The sequence below is a fragment of the Paenibacillus sp. TC-CSREp1 genome, assembly GCF_050171015.1.
Taxonomy (GTDB): domain Bacteria; phylum Bacillota; class Bacilli; order Paenibacillales; family Paenibacillaceae; genus Paenibacillus; species Paenibacillus silvae.
On record NZ_JBNOKM010000007.1, the window covers coordinates 203,858 to 226,851 of the forward strand.

The following is a 22,994-nucleotide window of genomic DNA, read 5'->3' on the forward strand; positions in this document are numbered from 1 at the left end:
GAAGCCATTTCCTGAAAACATCTTCTTTCATGGAAAGTTTCGTACGCGTTTCATTTAAATATACCTTTAACGGGGAAGGAGTTCAATAAATAACAGCACCAAAATCAGGATCAGATACACATACCTCCGCTGAAGTTAGGCCTAATACCATTTTGACGAGTTCGCACGAATCATGTAGCATGTTAGTAAAACCAAATTTAAGGGAGGGTTTCCCAAGTGAACGCGCTAAAACTGACCAAAGAACAGCAGGATGAGGCCATTCGCACGATCCAGTCATATTTTGAAGAGGAACGCGGCGAAGAGTTGGGCGATCTGGCAGCATGGGGTGTCCTCGACCTGTTTATGACACAGCTTGCTCCCTACATATATAATCAGGCACTCAGTGACGCACGCACAACGGTAAACCAGCGCATGGCCTCCATGGAAGAGGATCTGTTTGCACTGGAGCGCAAGTTGCCAAGGCCTCCCCGTTAATCTACCTATTATATAAAGAAAGAAGGTTGCAATCATGTTTACCTATTCACTTGATGAATATACGGAGCTTCGCCCGCTTCTGATGGAGCACACCAAACCGCTGTTTGAACTGACGGACCGTTCCCGGGATCAGCTCAGGCATTGGCTACCATGGGTGGACCAGGTGACCGAGATTGAACATACATCGAAATTTATTACAGGCGCGTTAAAACAAACTGCGGAGAACGGCGGTCTCACAGCCGGTATCTGGTTAAAAGGAGAGCTTGCAGGCATCATCGGCTTCCACGAAATCAACTGGACGAACCGCTCGGTGAGCATCGGGTATTGGCTTGGCAAAGGTTTTGAAGGCCAAGGCTTGATGACCAGCGCCTGCCGTGTTCTGGTGGATTACGCGCTCGTCACGCTTGACCTGAACCGGGTCGAGATTCGCTGCGCCACCAACAACAAACGCAGCCGTGCCATTCCCGAACGACTCGGCTTTGTGCTTGAAGGTGTCATTCGACAGGTCGAGAAGCTGCCCAAGGGTTATGTGAATCACGCGGTGTACGGCATGTTGCAGCATGAATGGGAACTTTTGCGATAAACCAGGCCTTACATAATGCACATCCACAATCAGATACGATAGAAAAGCTCCATGGCATCGTTTAACATATTCATAACATCACCCAACGTATCTATAACCTCTCACCCGTGGCGTTTACATTCTTTTCCACAGATGAGGGGTTATTGTGGTTATGAATCCATATTTTACTTCAACCTAAGGTTGTCTTAATCTAAATTTCATGCTTCGCACCTAAGATAGCGTTGTGGTTCTGTAACCACACACTAAACCAGGGAAGAAGGATGATCACGGATGAAGAGAAGTACAACATCAAAGACAGTCAAGGTCACCAGCGCTTTAGCTCTCACGATTGCACTTGGCGGTAGCTTGCTGGCAACTGCTTCGGTTCATGCAGACCCTGCGGCAAAAGCATCCGATGCACTCCAGAACAAACGCAATGCACCGATTGGTTCCCATATATTAAAGCCGCCTGGCGAAGCCAAGAGAGGACTTGGGCCTTTCTTCGGCCCTCATGCCGAAGAAGTTCTGTCTGTGCTTGGCTTAACCAAGGATGAATGAAAAGAAGCCCTGCAGGCAGACCAGTCACTTGCCGAGATTGCAGCCTCGAAAAACATTGAGGTACAGACCCTTATTGATAAACTTGTTGCCCCGGAGAAAAAGGAACTACAGCAGCAGCTCGCGGACTCCAAGATTACACAAGCTCAATATGATGAACGCCTTGCAGCGCTGACGGAGCGTGTAACCACACTTGTCAAAGAAAAACCATCCGAAATACGCGCGCATAAACCTGAACCTGGTCTTCTGCCTGCACCTGGATTATCTGGCGGGTTTGGACTCGGACCCGAGTTGGATTCAAATGTGGACAAGCTCGCGTCTTTGCTAGGTGTAACCGCCAGTGAACTCACATCATCACTTCAAAATGGCAAGTCCCTCGCTGAGATCGCAACCGCTCAGAATGTAAACGTGCAAACGCTCATTCAGCAGCTTGTAAACGCTAGGAAGGCCGACCTGCAGCAAGAGCTGAAGGACGGCAAAATTACACAGGCTCAATACGATGAGCGGGTGGCTGACCTAACCCAAAGAATTACAGATCTGGTCAACGGAACTCGCCCATCGGTTGGACCCAAGCATCATCATGGTTCCCGTTTGAAAGATGAAGCGGACTCCTCCGTGAACTCTGTACCAAAGAGTGATACCACAGACAAGAGCACTTCTGAAGCTGACAAGAATCCTGCGTAATTGGAGCTAACGTTCACTTCCAGAGAAGCTGACTCCACGCCAAGTCCCTCCTTCCCACGCTGTTTGCAGCGGTGAAGGAGGGACTTTTCATTTTAAATAGAAGAAACAGTGTATCTCTTGGGTGAAGAGGGTTCGACTCAATATTGAAAGCACACAGTGGGTCTGATGTTATCGTTGAGCTCTTATCTATCCATTACGTTTGATCAAAGATTATGCTGCAGAGGTATGCTTTGCACGCTCACAGGCCACTAATCACGGTGTAAAAGCCATATCTCTCCCTGGGTTCCCATCATATTGCGCCTTCAGCATTGTTGTGTTAACGTATACTTAATAGACATATGTCTTGCAATCAACATGAGATAAGTTCCTAATTTCTCCCCAAACTGAGCTTGGTTATAACATATTGATTAAGCTGGCTCTCTTAGCAATATACTTGGTAAGTGGAGGAGTTTTGTTTACCGGACTTGGAGAAAGAAAGTGGAAGCCTCCACTCTTTGAATCTTTTTTTCTAAGCATTAAATGATGAAAAAGCAAGCTTATGAGACATATCTTGTTCACCTCTGTGTGGGGTGGTTGGTCGTACTTCTATCTAATGAGGAGAGTCAATTGTCTCTCTCTTTTTACATTTCACGGAACCAATTTCGGGCAAGTAAAGATAATAATTTTAAAATGTAAACTTTTCACTAATCAGTAAACAAGGTATAACCGACATGAATAGTGGAGTTCAGGATCGTGAGGAAGAACAATGAAATTCTCCAATGACCACCCTATTTATTTACAAATAAAGAAAGAATTTTATCGGCGTATCTGTGCGGGAATTTTAAAACCTGGCGAGAAGTTAACTTCGGTTAGAGAAACTGCCATTGAAATCGGCGTTAACGCCAATACCGTCCAGCGTTCTTACAGCGATATGGAGCGAGATGGTATCATCGAGAAAAGAAGAGGCCAAGGTTCTTATGTAACTGAAAATCAACAGGTGATTCAGCAGCTTCGTGACCAGATTGCACAAGAGCAAGTCTTCCTTTTTTATAACAACATGAGACAGATTGGATTTTCGAACGAAGAAATCAGTAACAAGCTTCTCGAAACTGTTAAGAAGGAAGGAAAAACTTAAATGCAACCCATGGTTGAATTAACAGGTGTAACCAAGCGTTACGGCAGCCATATTGTGATCGATAATCTCTCCCTTTCCCTGCCTTCTGGCTTGATTGGTCTCATAGGGCCCAATGGCAGTGGCAAAACTACGCTGCTCAATATGCTTGCAGGGCTTCAGCGTCCCACCAAAGGAGTTATCACCTTAGCCCAGCAGCGCGTTTCACGCTTGAGCGCCAGCCACATTGCTTATATAGCGGACAGGCAAATGCTCTATGGATTCTATACCGTTGAGGAAACAATTGCATATGCATCAAACATCTATCCCGACTTTAACAACCAGCAAGTAGCGGACATCATCGCACAAATATTTCAGTTCGACCCCAAAAAGAAAGTATCCCAGTTGTCCAAAGGGAACCAGCTACGCCTGCAAATCGCGATTGCCTTGGCACGCAAAGTACCGCTCATTCTGATGGATGAACCACTCTCCGGTTTAGATCCGCTCATTCGTCAGGATGTCCTCAAGTTGTTCGTAGCCTGTACCGAGCTGGAGCAGCAGACAATCATCATTTCTTCTCATGAAGTTGCCGAAATCGAGCCTTATCTCGACTATGTCATTTTCCTTAACGAAGGCCAACTAAAATTGTTTGCCTCTACGGAGACATTGAGAGCAGAACGCGAGCTAAGCATGCTGGATATGATGAAGGAGAATTGTTTATGATTTCTTGGAAAATTTTGTTTTTGAAGGAGATTTACGGATCAAAACAATGGATTCAACTGAATATCCTTCTCTTAATCCTGTTAATCGTATACTCTTTAATCAGCAATACTGCCGATACACGGCTTTTCATTTTATTGGGAATTATTCTATTCCATGTAGCCTATCTGCCCTGTTGGGCCTTCTACTCCATCTTTAAAGAATTGAAAGAACATACCTTTACACATTGGCTCAATCTTCCTCATAGTGGATTAGTTCTTTTGTCAGCCAAATTTGTGTCAGGTCTTTCTCTAATGGCTGTCTCGCTCACCATCAGTATGCTTGCGGCCATACTCCCTGCGCTGTTTGGCGTGAATGCTCCACACGGGTTGGATTACGCTCTCTCCCTTTGGGCAAGCCATAAATTTGGATTATTTTTCCTTATAACAGTCATATCGTCTATATTTGCTGGAGCACAAGTTATTCTTGCCTTCATGCTTGCTAAATCGCTCCATGCCTTCCGCATGCTCGCCGCATTCGGATTGCTAGCTTTGCTCAGCTTGCTTCAGAAATTGATGATCAGCTCTCCTTTATTGGTGAAATTGACTCAGTGGGGACCTCTTTTCTCATCTCCCGCTGCAGATTGGTGGGGACAGATGGCAGATCAACATTATGATATATATGTATTACTGCAATCCGTATCTAATATAATGAATTTAATGTACGTTGGCGTGCTGGTCATTGGACTCGTTGCCTCAATTCTTTTCTTATGGCTGAGTAGCAAACTGCTCGATAAATACGTTCATGTATAGGGGCTTCTCTTCAACCAGCAGCTGCCCAGAACGTTCATATTCAAGTAAATCTCAACAAATTAACCCCCCAAGCATGATGTAATATCATGCTTGGGGGGTTAATTTTAGGAAATCGTTCAACCAGAAATACTAGTAGATCTGTTCCGGATTGTTTTTACACTGAAAAGAACCGTTGTAAGAATACAGCCAGCAATCGCACCACTAAATACAAGAAGTGTGGAGATTGAAACCCCGATGGACAGCAGCAGTGGTACAAGACCTGCTGACAGCGGGTAGAGTCCCATTGAAGCAATCGTAAACAGACTCATTCCCCTCCCCAATTTGTCTTGCTCAAGACTTAACTGAAACACGGTCAATAGCATCATATTGGCAATAGCTGATAACAACCCCGTAAAAATGCTAATAACAATGGAGTAATTCAACTCCTTGGATAACCCTAGAGTCATAATTCCTACGCATAAGAGAATGAATGCTCCGTAAGCCCATACTGCCATATTCCCTTTCGGCTTGAGAACCCCGATAAGTACCCCGCCCAAAACACTACCGATCGCGAAGGATGTCTGAAGATATGTTAGATCAACTGTCGTGCCTTCAAAAACCGTCTTAACCAATGTTGGAAAAGCAACTGATACCGGACCAGATACAAAAAAACTAGCAATACTTACAGTCAAAATAATAGATACTTTAAAGGAATCTTTCTTGATGTAAAGAAACCCTTCTTTAAGTTCTCGAAACATAGAAGGCTTACTTTCCTCTACCCTTGCAACAGCCACAGGTACACGCACCAAGATCAAACACAGTGCTCCTAACAGCAATAATACACCTATCACGGTGAAAGCAGCCTCAAAAGTTCCAAAAGCGAGCAGCAAACCCGCTATAACCGGTCCGAGCATCATTCCAAGCTGCTGAATAATCATGCCGAAGCTGTTAGCAGTCCTGAGATTTTCCGCAGGGACAATGGAAGGAATAATCGAAGTAGAAGCTGGCCAATAAAAGGCCTCCAGAACTCCGAACAATGCTGCGAATGTTAAGAGCGTCCAGAAATTAAGTAGGTCGAAGACGACCAGCCCAGCCATTCCGAACAGTAATCCCGCACGTGTAAAGTCAGAGAAAAACATAATCTTAGATTTAGATATACGATCTGATAGTACGCCACCAAACAGCATAAATAGGACTCGAGGGATCGCGGTAACCATCAGCACAAGACCGAGCAAAGCCGGTTGATTTAAATGATCTACTACGTACCAACCTTCAACGAGCATATACATTGGGCCCGTAAAACTGGTAAAAATGATTGAATACAGATAGAAGAGAAACGTTTTGTTGCGCAAAACACTCCATCCTCCAGAATTCAACGTCTCCTCTAGTTTCTTTTCTGATTTTTCAGTGTCCATCCTCCGACTCCTTTGTAATTAGACATATGATATTGCCTATTTCAACACACCGCCGGCTACTAAATCTTCTAATATTTGACTGTATTTTGTGATTAGCTGCTCTATCGTCTCTCTGTGGAACACATTTTGATTGTAGCCGAACCTAATATGCAGCCGCCCCTGAAGCACGATGATATTCACATATAGCGAAAAAGGTATTGAAAATTGGGAACTGAACGAATTGCCGATCGTCTCTACGCTTTGTATAATTCCCTCTTTCACTCCTTCATTCACTTTGCCATGATAATTAAAGCTGATCTCCGGCTGCTGATGTATCAAGCCACGCTTAAGCTCTGGCGAAGTGAGATATTTGAGTATACTGTGTCCAACGCCTTTATTAGGAACGGCAGCCATGTCCTTTTTGACTTGCTCCAGAGTTTGCTGCCAGTTGGCATTGGCTACCGGAATAACGAATGGCGAATGCGCATTAAACCACCCGACCGTTCTTGTCACGTCAAGACCGTCCAATATATCTTCGCGACCATGCCTCTCTAGATTGACAAGAACATGCTCTGCTCCGTTCCACGACCGTACAGCGAGCCCTAACGCACACAGCATAACTTGAAAAGCGTCAGCTCGGCTGTCTCGATCTATGTAACTGAATAAGCGATTTGAATCCTCCCGGGACCAGGAGTGAAGAACAACATCCATATCCTGCAGACTACAGAGAGTGTTCCCTTCTTTGTCTTTGGGCAGAGGCTTGATCTTTGTCTGTTCAAGCTTCAACCAGTAAGGCAGCTGGTGGAGAAATGCCTCGGAATTAGCATATTCAGTTAATCCCCGGCTCCACTGCTGATAAGATGCCGTCTTCGGAGGAAGCTTCAACTCCTCGCCGGACTTTGCCTGATCGTAGGCAACTATAAAATCCTCCATCAAAATATTGGCCGAGATATCATCCATCACAAGATGATGAATCGAAAGAACTACATATTCCGTTTCATCTGTTAAAAACATCGCTGCCTTGAGCAATGGCCCTTGTGTAAGATCGGTCCCAGCATTAACCCGGTGGACGTGTTCGGTCATTTTAGATACGGCATCCTTCGTCCGGGTCATGTCTACAGTTTGGAAAGAATACAGTCCCTCTTCTGCGATCTCGCGATTCCACTGGCATATACGTTGTTCTTCTTGTCTGAAAACGATTCGCAACGCATCATGATGCTCCACGATTTTCCCCACAGCCTGCTGCACAGCTTCCGTTTCCCAGCCCGATTTATTTTCCAGAACAATATTAATATGCATGTCATGAATGACGTCAAACGAAGTCTCAAACAACCAGTGCTGAATCGGGGTCAACGGAATCTCACCGACTACTGTATGCGAGGTGCTGCTCGGCAATACTTCCAAGCATAATGAAAGCTGACTGATCGTTGGGTACAAATATAACTGTTTCATGGATAATTTCCATTGATTATGAGCTAGCTTAGCAATGACCTGCATTCCTTTGATCGAATCACCACCAATTTCAAAGAAATGATCATGAACCCCAACCTGATCTAATTGCAGAACCTCTTGCCACACATGGGCCAATTCCTTCTCCAGTGGCGTAGATGGTGCCTCATATCCACCGCGCTCCTGCATCATCTCGGAAGGTGCTGGCAGTGCCCTGCGGTCCACCTTTCCGTTTGCGTTCAATGGAAAAGCAGGCAGTTCTATGATCGCCGATGGAATCATATATGATGGCAGTTGCTCTTTCATCGCTGCCCTTACCTTCGCTGCAACTCCCTGCACTTCGTGCTCCACCACAATGTATGCCACCAGCCTGCGGTCTTCGGTCACATGCACGATGACTTCCTTTACCTCAGGATGGCTGCTGATTGCAGCCTCCACCTCTCCCAGTTCAATTCGGAATCCACGGATTTTCACCTGATTATCCAGTCGGTCGATAAATTCCAGATGACCCTCTGGCAGCCAGCGCACCAGGTCTCCTGTACGGTACAGACGCTCCCCGCTTCGGAATGGATTCTCCACATATCGCTCCGTCGTCAGCTCGGGACGATTCAGATACGCTTGTGATACCCCCTCACCACCGATATACAATTCGCCTGGCACTCCCTTGGGCACGAGTTTCATCTCGGCATTCAGCACATACGTCGTTGTATTCCCGATTGGACGGCCAATCGGTACACTTCCTCCCCGCAATGCTGCCTCGTCTACCTCATAGGAGGTCGCAAACACCGTTGTCTCTGTCGGACCGTATACATGCAGGAGCTTGCCTTCTCCCAGCTGCTCCACAGCTTTCCTCACATGTTTAATCGATGCCTTCTCGCCCCCAAACAGGATCTTCCGCAGCTGCTTCAGGCATGACAGCTCTGACTCCACCAGCGCATTGAACAGGGCCGTTGTCATGAATGTCACCGTGATGCCTTCCTCGCGGATGACCGATGACAATTCACGAGCATCCAGCACCGTTTCCTGCGGGATTACTACCAATCTGGCACCATGGAGCAGCGCCCCATATATTTCGAAGGTCGATCCGTCAAACGCTGGATTGGACAACTGCAGCAACCTGTCCTCGGGATACATGCTCAAATACCCGTTATTAATGACCGTTCGCACCACATTGCGATGCGTTGTCAGTATCCCCTTCGGTTGCCCTGTGGAGCCCGAGGTATACATGACATAGGCTATGTCCTCAGAGGTGCCTCGCGGAGTCAGATTCGTTCCATCCAACTCCCTGATCTTCTCTTCCTCCACGTTCACACATTCAATTCCAGCCATATACGCATGCATGCGTCGCCCAAGTTCCTCTGTCGTCAGCAGTATCCGAACGTCACTGTCCTTCAGCATATATGAGATTCGCTCTGCCGGATATTCCGGATCGATCGGCACATACGCCGCTCCTGCCTTCAGTACAGCCAGCAGACTGGAGTACAGAACCGTTGCACGTTCCAGACATACCCCAACCCGATCCCCCGGCTTCACGCCTGCTTCCTCAAGCCGGCGTGCCAGTCTGTTCGCATGGGTATTCAGTTCTTCGTAGCTAATCTTCTTTTCTCCCTGCACGAGCGCGGTTTGCTCCGGCCACAGTGCGGCCTGCTGCTCGAACAGCTCGTGCAGCATACTGTTCCGAGGATATTCACATTCCGTGCGATTTAGTACCTCCAGTAATTCTTCGCTCTCCTTGGCAGACAGGAGAGAAATTTCCCCCAACAGTCGATTGGGATTAGATGTAATTTGCTCTAACAAGTAGATGAACTGCTGTATCATACGAGATACAGTGTCCTGCTTGAATAAAGCGGTACAGTACTCCACCATGATGCGCAATTGCAATCCGTCTGTCACTGTCCAACTCATGTCCACCCTGGAACTTTGCCATTTGTACGGCTCTTGGGTGATGGTCAATCCGGGAATTGCAAATTCAGACATATCCATATTTTGCAATACAAACATGGTGTCAAAGAGAGGATTGCGGCTTATATCTCTTCGTTCACCCAGACTCTCGATTAACTGATCCAGCGGATAATCATCATTCTCATAAACATCTAACATGTGCTGATGTACCGCCAACAGGAAGTGTTCAAACGTTTCATGCGGTGACGCCGATGCACGAATGGCTAGGGTCCGCACAAACATTCCGATTACCGGCTCCAGTTCAGCGGATGAACGTCCTGCAACAGTTGTGCCAACTACAATGTCCGATTCGCCGCTATAATGGTACAACAGTGTATAATAGGCTGCGAGCAGGGTCGTAAACAAAGTGACACCTTTCTCTGCCGCTAGTTCGCGAAGCTTTTGACTAAGCTCTTTGCTAAGCATGTGTTCATGCAATTCTCCCTCAAATGATTGGATCGCAGGCCGAACGAAATCCGTTGGCAGCTCTAATCGAGGAATCTCCCTGTTAAACTGGTTCAGCCAGTAGGTTTTCTGAGTATGGAACGCTTCCGATTGGCGGAAGCGTTCTTCCCAAACTGCATAATCCTTGACCTGCAGCAGCAATGCTGGCAGCTCCCTCCCCTGATACAGCTCTGAAAGCTCCTGAATCATCACCCCCATCGAAACACCATCAGAAATAATATGGTGCATATCAATTAACAACAGCTGCTCCTCTTCCCCAGCAAAAACGAGAGTGGAGCGAAATAGCGGGGCTTGAGCCAAATCAAACGGTTGGATGAACTTTGCGGCGAAGCTCTCTACCTCATGATGATTCTCGGCTTCAAGAAGCTCCAATCGAAAAGCTGCCGTCTCTGCAATATGTTGCATAAGCTCTCCCTCCACCAGCTGGAAGGCTGTCCGCAACGATTCATGCCGCTGAATCAGAGCTTTAAACGCTTCTTCTAGTCGAATAACATCCACCTTGCCTTTGATTCGAAGCATAAGAGGAATGTTATAAGCAGTATGAACGCCATCCAGTAATTGGAGAGCATATAATCGCTTTTGAACAGAAGTAACAGGATAGTAGGGGCGCGGAGCGACCCGCTCAATGAACTTCTCCTGCCCGCTTGAAGCCACCTTCTCTAAATATGATGCCATCTCGCCGAGAATAGGTTTTGCAAACACAGTTCTAACCGAAATCTGTAGCTGGAGCTGCTTCATGATGCGGGAGACAAGCATCATGGCCTTCAACGAATGTCCTCCCCGCTCAAAGAAATGATCATGAACCCCAACCTGATCTAATTGCAGAACCTCCTGCCACACATGGGCCAATTCCTTCTCCAGTGGCGTAGATGGTGCCTCATATCCACCGCGCTCCTGCATCATCTCGGAAGGTGCTGGCAGTGCCCTGCGGTCCACCTTTCCGTTTGCGTTCAATGGAAAAGCAGGCAGTTCTATGATCGCCGATGGAATCATATATGATGGCAGTTGCTCTTTCATCGCTGCCCTTACCTTCGCTGCAACTCCCTGCACTTCGTGCTCCACCACAATGTATGCCACCAGCCTGCGGTCTTCGGTCACATGCACGATGACTTCCTTTACCTCAGGATGGCTGCTGATTGCAGCCTCCACCTCTCCCAGTTCAATTCGGAATCCACGGATTTTCACCTGATTATCCAGTCGGTCGATAAATTCCAGATGACCCTCTGGCAGCCAGCGCACCAGGTCTCCTGTACGGTACAGACGCTCCCCGCTTCGGAATGGATTCTCCACATATCGCTCCGTCGTCAGCTCGGGACGATTCAGATACGCTTGTGATACCCCCTCACCACCGATATACAATTCGCCTGGCACTCCCTTGGGCACGAGTTTCATCTCGGCATTCAGCACATACGTCGTTGTATTCCCGATTGGACGGCCAATCGGTACACTTCCTCCCCGCAATGCTGCCTCGTCTACCTCATAGGAGGTCGCAAACACCGTTGTCTCTGTCGGACCGTATACATGCAGGAGCTTGCCTTCTCCCAGCTGCTCCACAGCTTTCCTCACATGTTTAATCGATGCCTTCTCGCCCCCAAACAGGATCTTCCGCAGCTGCTTCAGGCATGACAGCTCTGACTCCACCAGCGCATTGAACAGGGCCGTTGTCATGAATGTCACCGTGATGCCTTCCTCGCGGATGACCGATGACAATTCACGAGCATCCAGCACCGTTTCCTGCGGGATTACTACCAATCTGGCACCATGGAGCAGCGCCCCATATATTTCGAAGGTCGATCCGTCAAACGCTGGATTGGACAACTGCAGCAACCTGTCCTCGGGATACATGCTCAAATACCCGTTATTAATGACCGTTCGCACCACATTGCGATGCGTTGTCAGTATCCCCTTCGGTTGCCCTGTGGAGCCCGAGGTATACATGACATAGGCTATGTCCTCAGAGGTGCCTCGCGGAGTCAGATTCGTTCCATCCAACTCCCTGATCTTCTCTTCCTCCACGTTCACACATTCAATTCCAGCCATATACGCATGCATGCGTCGCCCAAGTTCCTCTGTCGTCAGCAGTATCCGAACGTCACTGTCCTTCAGCATATATGAGATTCGCTCTGCCGGATATTCCGGATCGATCGGCACATACGCCGCTCCTGCCTTCAGTACAGCCAGCAGACTGGAGTACAGAACCGTTGCACGTTCCAGACATACCCCAACCCGATCCCCCGGCTTCACGCCTGCTTCCTCAAGCCGGCGTGCCAGTCTGTTCGCATGGGTATTCAGTTCTTCGTAGCTAATCTTCTTTTCTCCCTGCACGAGCGCGGTTTGCTCCGGCCACAGTGCGGCCTGCTGCTCGAACAGCTCGTGCAGCATACTGTTCCGAGGATATTCACATTCCGTGCGATTCAGTACCTCGAGTAATTCCTCCCTTTCCTCCACTGGGAGATCCAGCATACCAATGGCTTGCTCCGGCTGGTCGATGACCTGCTCTAAAATCGAGGCGAACTGTTTCAACACGGTTTCAATATGTTCATAATCAAAAGCAACTGCATTGAAGGTGCACTTTAACACGATGTCACGACCAGGCAGCACAAGTAAGTTGAAGTCATAATTTGTCTGCTCGAAGGTGTGGGCATCCACAATGGTAAAACTATCATCTTCCTCGTGCCCCTTAGCCGAATCAGGTTCGAACGGGTAATTTTCAAAAGCTAACAGATGACTGAATAATGCCTTAGAGCAGGAAGTGCCTGCTTGAATGTCCGCCAACGACATGTAGCTGAAGGGCTCAGATTCTACTGCTGCGAGTTGAAGCTTCTCCAGCAACGCGGCGAAGTTATCATTCGGAGAGCATTGTACCCGCACGGGCACTGTATTAATAAATAAACCTACAATTTGTTCAACGTTTGGAATAGCAGCAGGTCTGCCCGAGACAATGGTACCGAATACAGCATCACTGGTATTATTATAACGTTGCAAGAGAACACCCCACGCAGCCTGAAGCACCGTATTCAGTGTCACTTGATAACGCTTTGCCAGTTCACTCAGCCCAGTGGTGATATTAAGACCGAGATGACGCACCATATCCTGCATCTTATAACCAGTTTTTGCGTCTGTTGGCCGCTTCAGCGGAAGCTCCGATGGCTGTTCAAATCCCGACAGATAAGAATGCCAGTAATCCTGGGCCGTGACCGGGCTCTGTTTTGCCAGCCAACGGATGTACTCACTATATGGGGGAGCCGCCCCTTTCACCTCATATAATTGTCCTTTTACCCGATTCCTGTACATGGCGAAGAAATCGTTTAACACAATACCCAAACACCAGCCGTCCATAATAATATGGTGGAAGCTCCAAATGAGACGGTAACGTCTTTCTCCTGTTTTATACAAGACAAAACGAATCGGCAACTCGCTCGCCAGGTCAAACCCTCTCAAGCGCTCCTGCTGTTTGAATTGTTCAATCTTCATTTCAATATCCCGTTCGCCAGTCAAGTCTACAAAAGGAATGCCTGCTGTTCTCTCCTTTAATACAACCTGAACAGGCTGTTTAACCTTTTCATAGACGAAGACGGTACGGAACACCTCATATTTCTGAATCAACTGCTGAAAGCTTTCCTCCAATGCTGCATGCTGCACGACTCCTTCAAGAGAAAAATCAATCTGTTCAAAATAGGACTGACTTCCTTCATCATGTAAATAATGAAACAGCATACCTTGCTGTAGCGGGGATAGCTCATATACATCTTGAATATCTTGCTTTCTAAACATTCCTATCACCCCAAGACTTATTGTTTTGACGTTACAGTGAACGAATACTAGACTTTTTCTCTTAAAACATCAAATATATCATCCAATTCCTCAAACGAAAGCGAGTTAGCCGAATAGTCGCTCGGTGTCAACTCCGTCACTTTTTGTTGGATGCAATACTCAATAATTACTCGAAGATAGTATGCATATCTCTCAGCCAACAGCTTGATCGTTGATTCATGATGCCGATTGCGATTATACCCAAACGTCAGGAGCAACTTGCCCTGCTTAACCATGCCGTTGATCAGAAGAGCATAAGAACATGTAGTCGTTGGACTCGCAGCTTCCCCCGTCAACCATGCAGACGAGCCCAAGCCTTCATCCTGACCTTTTGAAAATTGTCCCAAATAGTTAAAGCTAATTTCCGGTGTTTGTTGGAGGTGTAACCCTTCCTTCTTTTTCTCAGAAGTTAAATACTTCAATACACCAAACCCGATTCCCTTATTTGGAATCTGCCGCAGTGTCTCTTTAACCTGCTTGATCGCTTGTGATAAATCCTCCTTGTTGGAAGGAAGATGCAGGACAACAGGATATACGGATGTAAACCATCCAATTGTGCGAGTAATGTCAATATCGTCAAACAATTCCTCTCGTCCATGCGCCTCCAGATCCAGGGCTATCTTGTTCTGTCCGACCCATTCGCCGATAGTAAGTGCCAAAGCGGTTAATAACAAATCGTTAATCTCCGTCTTATAAGCCTGATGGGCTTCAGTTAGCAGAAACGTCGTTTCCCTTATCGTGAGTTCCAACGTAACGGTCCCACTGTCTGCTGCATGATATGTCCTCGAACCCTCTATATCGGCTGGAAGCAAAGGGTAGGATTGGCCGGTTACCCCAGACCAGTAAGGGATATCCCTCAGCAGCTCCTCGCTGTTTGCGTAGTTGGTCAGCCTTGTTGCCCATTCACGATAAGAGGTTGTTTTCGTCGGAAGCGATGGTGATTTCCCAGCAATTAATTCATCATACACACGTTCAAAATCATCAATTAGAATTCGCCATGACAGCGCGTCAACTACGAGATGATGAATAATGATGAGCAGATATTCACCCTCTGATGTACGGAATAGACCCAGTCTGACGAGAGGCCCCTGTTGAAGATCAAGGGATCGGTGTAGACGATTGGACTCCTCCTGCATCATGGTTCGCTCATCTCCCCGTTGTGCCAGTTCGAAAATTTGGAGCTCTAGCTTCGTCCTGGATAGTCCTTCATTGACCTGCTTGACCTCTTCGGCACTCTGTATATAGCTCATCCGAAGAGCATCATGATGAGCCATGAGGTACTCAAAGGTAGACTGAACAGCCTCGGGATGGTAACCTTCCTGACGGTGCAGTATCATTTCTTGGTTCCAGTGATTCGGCTGTGCAAACTGCTGTTCGAAGAACCAATGCTGAATCGGGGTCAGACATACCTCTCCCTCTACCGTTCCTTGCTCTGCTGTAATGTGCAAAGGCTTGATATACGGAGCTACTTGGCGAATGGTCGGATGACGGAACAACTGTCCCACCTCAAGCTTCAGATCATCATTAAGCAGCCTTGCTGCAACCTGAATCGCTTTAATCGAATCCCCCCCTGATTCGAAGAAATGATCATGTACACCAATCTCCTCACGATCAAGTACTTCCTTCCAAACGCTGACCAGTATATGTTCAACCTGCGTTTCAGGTAGAGCGTAATTTTCTGTGTTGGTCAGTTCTGGTGCAGGTAGTGCCCTACGATCCAGCTTACCGTTAGCTGTCATAGGCAATACATCCAACCTAATGAATTGGGCTGGAATCATAAAACTGGGTAGAATGGCTTCAATCGACGTTCTAACTGCTGACATATCCAGCTCAGTCCCCGCAACGATATAAGCGCACAACGCGGAATGGCCTCTCTGATCAGCTTGAGCGATGACCGCAGCTTCTCTTACACCTTGCAATTGAATGAGCTGATGCTCGATCTCTCCTAATTCAATCCGATGCCCCCTGATTTTTACTTGCTGATCAATTCGGCCGATGTAATCGATTGCCCCATCTGCCCGCCAACAAGCAAGATCGCCCGTTCTGTACATCCGCTCACCCGGTTCCGCCAGATCTTGAACGAAACTGTCCCGGGTACGTTCAGGCTGGTTCAGATATCCACGTGCCAGACCTTCACCCGCAATACATAGTTCCCCTGGAACACCTATCGGTTGCAGCTGATTATGATGGTCTACAATATAAATCCGATTATTAGCAATCGGTTTACCGATCGGTGGACTTTCATCAAATCTTTCAATGCTATAGCTTGTTGCAACGACTGTATTCTCAGTCGGACCATAATTATTGACAATACGATAATGCCTGTTGCGAACACGATGCGCACGATCACCACCAATGAGTAACAGACGCAGCGAAGTGTTGTCCAGTTCCATAAATTGCTCGGCAAGCTGTGTAGGCAAAAAGCTGACTGTAATCCTATGTTCTTCATAGTAACGATTCAGCTCTACAATATCGTAGCGAATTTCATCCGGGATAATATATAACGCTGCTCCAGCAATAAAATAAGGGAACATTTCCCATACTGAGGCGTCAAATCCAAATCCCGCATATTTTGTGCTTCTGTCTTCTTGGGTTACTTCAAAAGTACGATTGTGCCAGGTTGCCAGATTTACGAGAGAACGGTGTTCAACCATGACCCCCTTAGGACGACCTGTGGAACCTGATGTATAGATGATATAGGCCAAATCTTTCGATTCAACCGGAACTTGTGGAGATAAGCTGCTCTTATCTTCAAATGTATCTTCCCGGTCTAATACTATAACTTCGTCAGTGTAGCCTGGCGGAACTTCTAATTCGGATTGCACAAGAAGCACCCGTGTGCCGCTATCTTCCAGCATATACGCAATGCGATCTGGCGGGTAAGAAGGATCGATAGGCAGAAATGCTCCTGAAGCCTTGAGCACCCCTAGAACCCCGACAATCATATCCACTCCAGGCTTTGCGATAATACCCACAATATCCGAGCAAGCGACTCCCTTTTGAAGCAACAGATGTGCTAGTCGGTTGGCACGCTCATCAAGCTGTTGATACGTTATAACATTTTTGTTGCAAACAATTGCAGGACGGTTCGGCACAAGTAAGACCTGCTCTTCAAATAATTGATGAATTGCCTTATTCCGAGGATAAGGCTCCGAAGGAGGGTTGAATTCCTCTAGCAGTTGTCGCTTCTCCTCCAAAGTTACAAGTGCAAACTGACTAATAGGCCATTCCGGATGACCTGCTGCCTGGTAAAACAGTGTCTGTAGATGCTGTAATAACTGGCCTACCCATGTCTCTGTGAAAACGGACTTGTTAAAGCTTACTTTCACAGTTAATTCATCACCAGGCAATACCAGCACATTCAAATCATAGTTGGTCTGGCTGAACGTGCTCGAATCTGTGATCACAAAGCCAAGTCCTCTGCTGTGCGCTTCAATCGACGCCTTGTCCAGCGGATAGTTCTCAAATGCAACGATATGATCAAACAATCCCCCTGGCAGCAACGATAGCGCCTGAATTTCGGATAAACTCAGATGCGTGTAAGGTTCAGCGGAGGCACCTGTCTCCTGTACCCTGCGAATCAGTTCACTAAATGTGTCATGCCCCCCGCTTCGAATACGAACAGGAACTGTGTTGATGAACAGTCCTACCATGGATTCTACTCCAGCCAGGGTGGGAGGTCTGCCAGACACCACACTGCCAAATACTACATCCTCCGTGCGATTGTATTTTTGAAGCAGAATTCCCCATACCGTGCGAAACACCGTATTTAGAGTAACCTTGTTGCTCCTCGCCAAAGCAGTGAGTTCCGCAGTTAATTTTGAGTCCAGTCTCCATTCAACCTCAGCCGGCTCGAAAGGAGACTCGTCTGCCTGCAACCCTTGCTGAGGAATACTGGTCATTTGCTCAATACCGTGCAGATAATTTTTCCAAAATTGTCTTGCTTCAACACTGTCTTGCTGCTCCAGCCAGCTTAGATACTGCCCATATGACGGAACATGTTCCATAACAAGTGCCTGAGAACTTTTCCGCTGTTGATACAACTCAAATAACTTGTTGAGTACGATGCCAAGACACCAGCCATCCATTAAGATGTGGTGAAAGCTCCAGATGAGTCGGTATCGATTCCCACGCTGCTTAACCAGAGTGAATCGAAGAAGCACATCACGTGATAGATCAAAGCCTAATAACCGATCCTCTGCTTTCAAATGCTCAATGAATTCCTCTTGCTCATGTTCATCAAACCTTGTACTATCTATAATCTTGATAACTGCACGACGTTCCTTCAGTACTACTTGCACAGGCCGTGACAATCTCTCATATAGAAATACAGTGCGGAATATATCATATTGAGCAATGAGTCCATTCACACTTTCTTCGAGATGGTTAGGATTAACTTCGCCCTCCAGTGAAAAATCAATCTGTTCAAAGTAAGCCCGACTCTCCTTATTTCTCAATTGATGAAAAAACATGCCTTCCTGCATAGGAGACAGATAACGAAGTGCAGCAATCTCTGGTTGCGAGTATAGAGAAGAAATGATAGCAAGTTCTTTTAAGGCCAAGTTTTTCAGCCCATAATCACTCGGCGTCCACGTCTCCTTCGCGGATTTGCAATGATCAACGCATACTTGCAGTTGATTGATATAACACTCTACAAGACTATTAATTGTATCGTTATGAAAACGTTGGCTGTTATATCCAAACTGAATTTCGAATTGCCCATTTATAACCATTGCATTGATTTCCAATTGATGTGACATCCGAGAAAGGGGACTGACCAAATCCCCGAGCGGTAGCTCGGCATGAACAAAACCTGATGCTTGCTCCGAATCAAATTTCCCCAGATAGTTAAAACTGATCTCAGGCATAAAGTCAGGCAACTCTTGTCCCGCTACCGACAAGTAACGAAGAATACCATATCCGACCCCTTTGTGGGGGATACGTCTAAGATTTTCCTTCACCGATTGGATTGTTTCAGCCATCCCTTCATCCGGTTCATTGGCTAAAATCACGGGATACATGGATGTAAACCAACCTACAGTACGACTTAGATCAACCCCATCCATCACCGTTTCCCGTCCATGCCCTTCCATATGTAACGCTAGTCTATCCTGTCCTGTCCATTCTTTCAGTGCCAGCGACAGGGCTGCAAGCAGAATATCATTGATCTCCGTGTGATAGGTGTGATGTACCTCGGTGAGCAAAGAGTTTGTCAGGCTGGTGTCAAGATTGGCAGTCACTAGAGCATAGTCACGGTAAAGACAGTCTGTTGTCCCTTCAAAATCTGCAGGGAGCGGCTGGATGACAGTACCGCAAACCTCCTGCCAGTAAGCTAGCTCCTGCTTGGCTAATTTACTTTCGGCATAAGCATGCAGTTTGTCAGACCATACCTGAAAGGAAGTCGTTTTGGGTGGCAGAGTTAACACCCTGTTGGCTATCGCCTGATCATAGACAGTCTCGAAGTCCTCAAGCAGGATCCGCCAGGATACCCCATCCACTACTAAATGATGAATTACAAGCAAAAGGAAACTAGAGGAATACGTATCAAAAAGTGCTGCACCTATAAGCCGTCCGTCTGCGAGATTCAGGCTTCCCTGCAAACGATTTGCTTCAGCCTTCATTTGTTCAAGAACAAGCGAATCATCCTTCTCCTCTGTCAGATCGATATGTCTAAGATAAGGTTTTACATCCTTGATCGCCTGATTAATCTGTTTCCTCACTACCTGCCCGTCGTTTTTCTCTACAACAAATTTCATACGAAGGGCGTCATGGTGAACCAAAAGCTTTTCTAGACTTTTATGCACTACCGCAAGGTTCCAGCCTTCCTTCCTAGGGAGTAGCATCGCCTGGTTCCAATGGTCCGGGGACTCCATATTTTGCTCAAAAAACCAATGCTGAATCGGGGTGCATTCAACCTCACCCGTAACCTCCACCTGACTCTCTTCAGATTGTGACATTTCAATATGCGGAGCCAGACCAGCAATAGTTGGGTTTTGAAATAAGTCCTGCATATGAAGCTTATACTTCTTTCGGTTAAGTCTGGCTGCGATCTGAATGGCCATAATCGAATCGCCACCCAATTCGAAGAAGTTATCATGGACACTCAGCCGTTCAAGCCCGAGCACTTCTTTCCATACAGCGGCCAGTTGCTCCTCCACCTCCGACAGGAACTCCACAGCTTCATTATGGTTTACTGCTGGCTGGATTGGCTCGGGCAAGCTTTTCCGATCTACTTTACCGTTCGGATTAAGTGGTAATGAGTCCATAATCATAAAAATTGAAGGGACCATATACTCAGGGAGCATGTCTTGCAAGTAGCGGCGCCACTCTGTTGCATCCTGATGAGCAAGCTTATGTTCAGGTACAATATAAGCAACCAGCTGCTTGCTGTCGGTCACGTGAATGACTGCTTCCTTAACGGATGGGTTTCGACTCAGAACTATCTCAATCTCACCAGGTTCGATACGATAACCACGAATTTTGACCTGATTATCCAGTCGACCCATAAAAATGAGGTTTCCATCAGGCAAGAAGCGAACCAAATCGCCGGTCCGATAAAGTCGTGAATCTCCTATTCCCTCCGGAGCGGTTACGAAACGTTCCTGCGTTAAATCGGCACGACCGAAATATCCTTGGGCAAGTCCGTCCCCACCGATGTATAACTCACCGGGAATCCCTGGAGGTACCGCCTTCATCCGGGAATCAAGCACATAAACATTTGTATTCATAATGGGACGACCAATCGGGATATTTGTTCCTTCCCATTCGGGCGGGATGCTGTAACAGCACGTAAAGGTTGTATTCTCAGTTGGACCGTACCCGTTAATAACTTCAATATCACCCAACTCTAGCACCTTACGGACATGCGGCACGGACAAGACATCGCCGCCCACCAGTAATTGCTGGACACCGCACAGTGCCTCCAACTGATGATCTACAACAATGTTGAACAGTCCAGACGTAAGCCATAGAGTTGTTACCTGATAATCTCGTATAGCTTGAGCAATCTGTTCTACCGTTGGTGTTCCCGGAGGCATAATGGCAAGACAGCCTCCGTTAAGCAAACTGCCCCAGATTTCGAAAGTGGATGCATCAAACGCAACCGGTGCCAACTGCAAAAATACCCGGCTTTCATCAAATATCGCATAGTCATTGTTTTGGACGAGCCGGACGACCCCACGATGCGTGACACTCACTCCTTTAGGCATGCCTGTGGACCCGGACGTATACATCACATAAGCTATATCTTGCGCACTACATGCGTGTAGAGGACTAAAACTTTCTTCAGCTTCTATTCCTTCTCGCTCGTCATCAACACAAAGAATGCTCTGCTCCTCAACTGGCAGCATCCCAGTGGTATGCTGATGGGCGAGTATATGTGATAGGCCCGCATCGTCCAGCATGTATGCGATCCGTTCTTGGGGATAGCTGGCATCGATAGGGACATACGTTGCCCCCGTCTTCAAAATAGCAAGTAGGCCGACATAGAGATCAATGGAGCGTTCCATTGCGATACCAATAAGGCTTGATCGTTGAACCCCTCGTTTTAACATGTAGTTCGCTAATTGATTGGCCCGCTCGTTCAACTGGCGATAGGTAAGATGCTCATTCCCGTAACACAACGCTGTATTCTCAGGAGTGCGGTCTGCCTGTTGTTCAAACAGTTCCTGAATAGTGCTTCCCTTAGAATATTCAGTAATCCGACTCCCCAATGCCAAAAGTTGCTTCTGTTCTACTGCGGTTATAATCTCTAGTTCTTCAACAAGAATATTTGAACATTGGATAACTTGTTCCATTAGATGAGTAAGATGACGGCTAATATTATTCATTGTCTCGTGCTCATAAGCAGCGGGGTCATAAGTAAGCTTCACAGTCATTTCTCGTCCCGGCATCACAAGAACATGTAGCGGATAATTAGTTTGCTCATAAACATCCAACTCGTTTATAACAAATCCCAGTTGTTTCGTTCTATCCATCATTAGCTCATCAAGTGGATAATTCTCGAACACTATCACATGATCAAACAAAAGACCGGACACGCTTGCTTGCTTCTGAATACTAGATAGAGACAGATAATCGTATCTACCCGAAGCCATCGCATCCTGCTGTATTCCTACCACCAAATCTTCAAAAGTTCTATCCTTAGAGCCAATCCGAACCGGAACAGAATTGATGAATAACCCAACCATCGTCTCAATTCCCTGTATCGCTGCCGGTCTGCCTGATACCACTGTACCGAACACTGCTTCATCACTATTGTTATATCGCATCAGCAGTATCCCCCATAAGGCTTGGAAGACAGTATTTAGTGTAACGTTAAGACGGCTAGCCAGACGACTTAATGAGAGAGTTGCCTCGGTATTCCAAGTGAAGGAAAGTTGCCCTTGACTTGTAGGCATTCCCCCTTCTTTGCCTTCGGATGCAAGTCGAGCTGGAATTCCTGTCATCTGGTCGAAGCCTGTTAAATAGTTAGCCCAGAATGAAGCAGCTTCCTCCTCCTCCTGACTGGCAAGCCACTCAATATAGCGACTATAAGGAACCTCCGTTCCAATCCTCAAGGACTGCCCAAGCAAGCTTTGCTGGTAAAATTCCAGCAAATCCTGAAATAATATGCCGAAGCACCACCCATCCATTAAAATATGGTGATGACTCCAAATAAGCACCATCTTGTTCGCAGCTGTCTTTAGCAACGAAAAACGAATGAGCAAGTCGCGAGACAGATCAAAGCCTGTTTGACGATCTCGTAGCTGGAAGTTCTTTATATAATGTTGTTGATCCTCTGGGGTTAGGTGAATAATATCCTCATAATGAATACTAGCCGTCCTTTGTTTCCACACTAATTGCATCGGTTCAGTTGATTGCCTGTAGATGAAATTGGTTCGCAGGCTGTCATATTTTAGAATCAAACCATTAAGGCTTTCCTCCAGGCAGGTCGGATCAATTGCTCCGTCAATGAGCAGGGTCATTTGTTCAAAATAAGCACCGCTTCCTTCATCTTTCATGTAGTGAAACAGCATCCCTTTTTGTAGAGGAGACAATTCATACATATTTTTTATGTTTTTCTTGTTCAGCACGTA

10 protein-coding genes are annotated in these 22,994 nt (G+C 46.8%); 7 read left to right on the forward strand and 3 right to left on the reverse strand.

Features of this window, described 5'->3' with window-relative positions:
- The first annotated feature begins 216 nt into the window (after positions 1-216).
- The 7 genes from ACQSGY_RS12635 (at position 217) to ACQSGY_RS12665 (ending at position 4,876) form a co-directional block, all read left to right on the forward strand.
- Positions 217-474: a DUF2164 domain-containing protein gene (locus ACQSGY_RS12635; RefSeq protein WP_090924184.1), complete on the forward strand. Its 258-nt coding sequence runs from the start codon at positions 217-219 to the stop codon at positions 472-474.
- A gap of 34 nt (positions 475-508) precedes the next feature.
- Complete coding sequence (locus ACQSGY_RS12640) at positions 509-1,057, forward strand: GNAT family N-acetyltransferase (RefSeq protein ID WP_111269012.1); 549 nt, start codon at positions 509-511, stop codon at positions 1,055-1,057.
- Between the two features lie 270 nt (positions 1,058-1,327).
- Entirely contained in the window at positions 1,328-1,594 is a 267-nt protein-coding gene (locus ACQSGY_RS12645; protein ID WP_427052128.1) for a hypothetical protein, read from the forward strand.
- A 288-nt stretch (positions 1,595-1,882) separates the two neighbouring features.
- Positions 1,883-2,275, forward strand: a complete 393-nt coding sequence (locus ACQSGY_RS12650) for a hypothetical protein (protein ID WP_427052129.1) — start codon at positions 1,883-1,885, stop codon at positions 2,273-2,275.
- Positions 2,276-3,020: 745 nt separating this feature from the next.
- Positions 3,021-3,389, forward strand: a complete 369-nt coding sequence (locus tag ACQSGY_RS12655; protein ID WP_427052130.1) for a GntR family transcriptional regulator — start codon at positions 3,021-3,023, stop codon at positions 3,387-3,389.
- Positions 3,390-4,088, forward strand: a complete 699-nt coding sequence (locus ACQSGY_RS12660; RefSeq protein ID WP_427052131.1) for an ABC transporter ATP-binding protein — start codon at positions 3,390-3,392, stop codon at positions 4,086-4,088.
- The gene (locus ACQSGY_RS12665) at positions 4,085-4,876 is read left to right on the forward strand and encodes a hypothetical protein (protein WP_427052132.1); all 792 of its coding nucleotides are present in this window, start codon (positions 4,085-4,087) and stop codon (positions 4,874-4,876) included. Before ACQSGY_RS12660 ends, ACQSGY_RS12665 begins: the two co-directional genes overlap by 4 nt.
- A gap of 116 nt (positions 4,877-4,992) precedes the next feature.
- On the opposite strand, the gene ACQSGY_RS12670 is transcribed toward ACQSGY_RS12665, so the two are convergent.
- From ACQSGY_RS12670 to ACQSGY_RS12680, 3 genes are read right to left on the reverse strand one after another with little or no spacing between them, the layout of a single operon-like run.
- Positions 4,993-6,270, reverse strand: coding sequence for an MFS transporter (locus ACQSGY_RS12670; protein WP_427052133.1), 1,278 nt, complete (start codon positions 6,268-6,270; stop codon positions 4,993-4,995).
- A gap of 36 nt (positions 6,271-6,306) precedes the next feature.
- On the reverse strand, positions 6,307-13,878 hold the full coding sequence (locus ACQSGY_RS12675) for an amino acid adenylation domain-containing protein (RefSeq protein WP_427052134.1): 7,572 nt from the start codon (positions 13,876-13,878) through the stop codon (positions 6,307-6,309).
- A 47-nt stretch (positions 13,879-13,925) separates the two neighbouring features.
- Positions 13,926-22,964 (reverse strand): amino acid adenylation domain-containing protein, encoded by a 9,039-nt coding sequence (locus ACQSGY_RS12680; protein ID WP_427052222.1) that lies wholly within the window; start codon positions 22,962-22,964, stop codon positions 13,926-13,928.
- Positions 22,965-22,994: the final 30 nt, after the last annotated feature.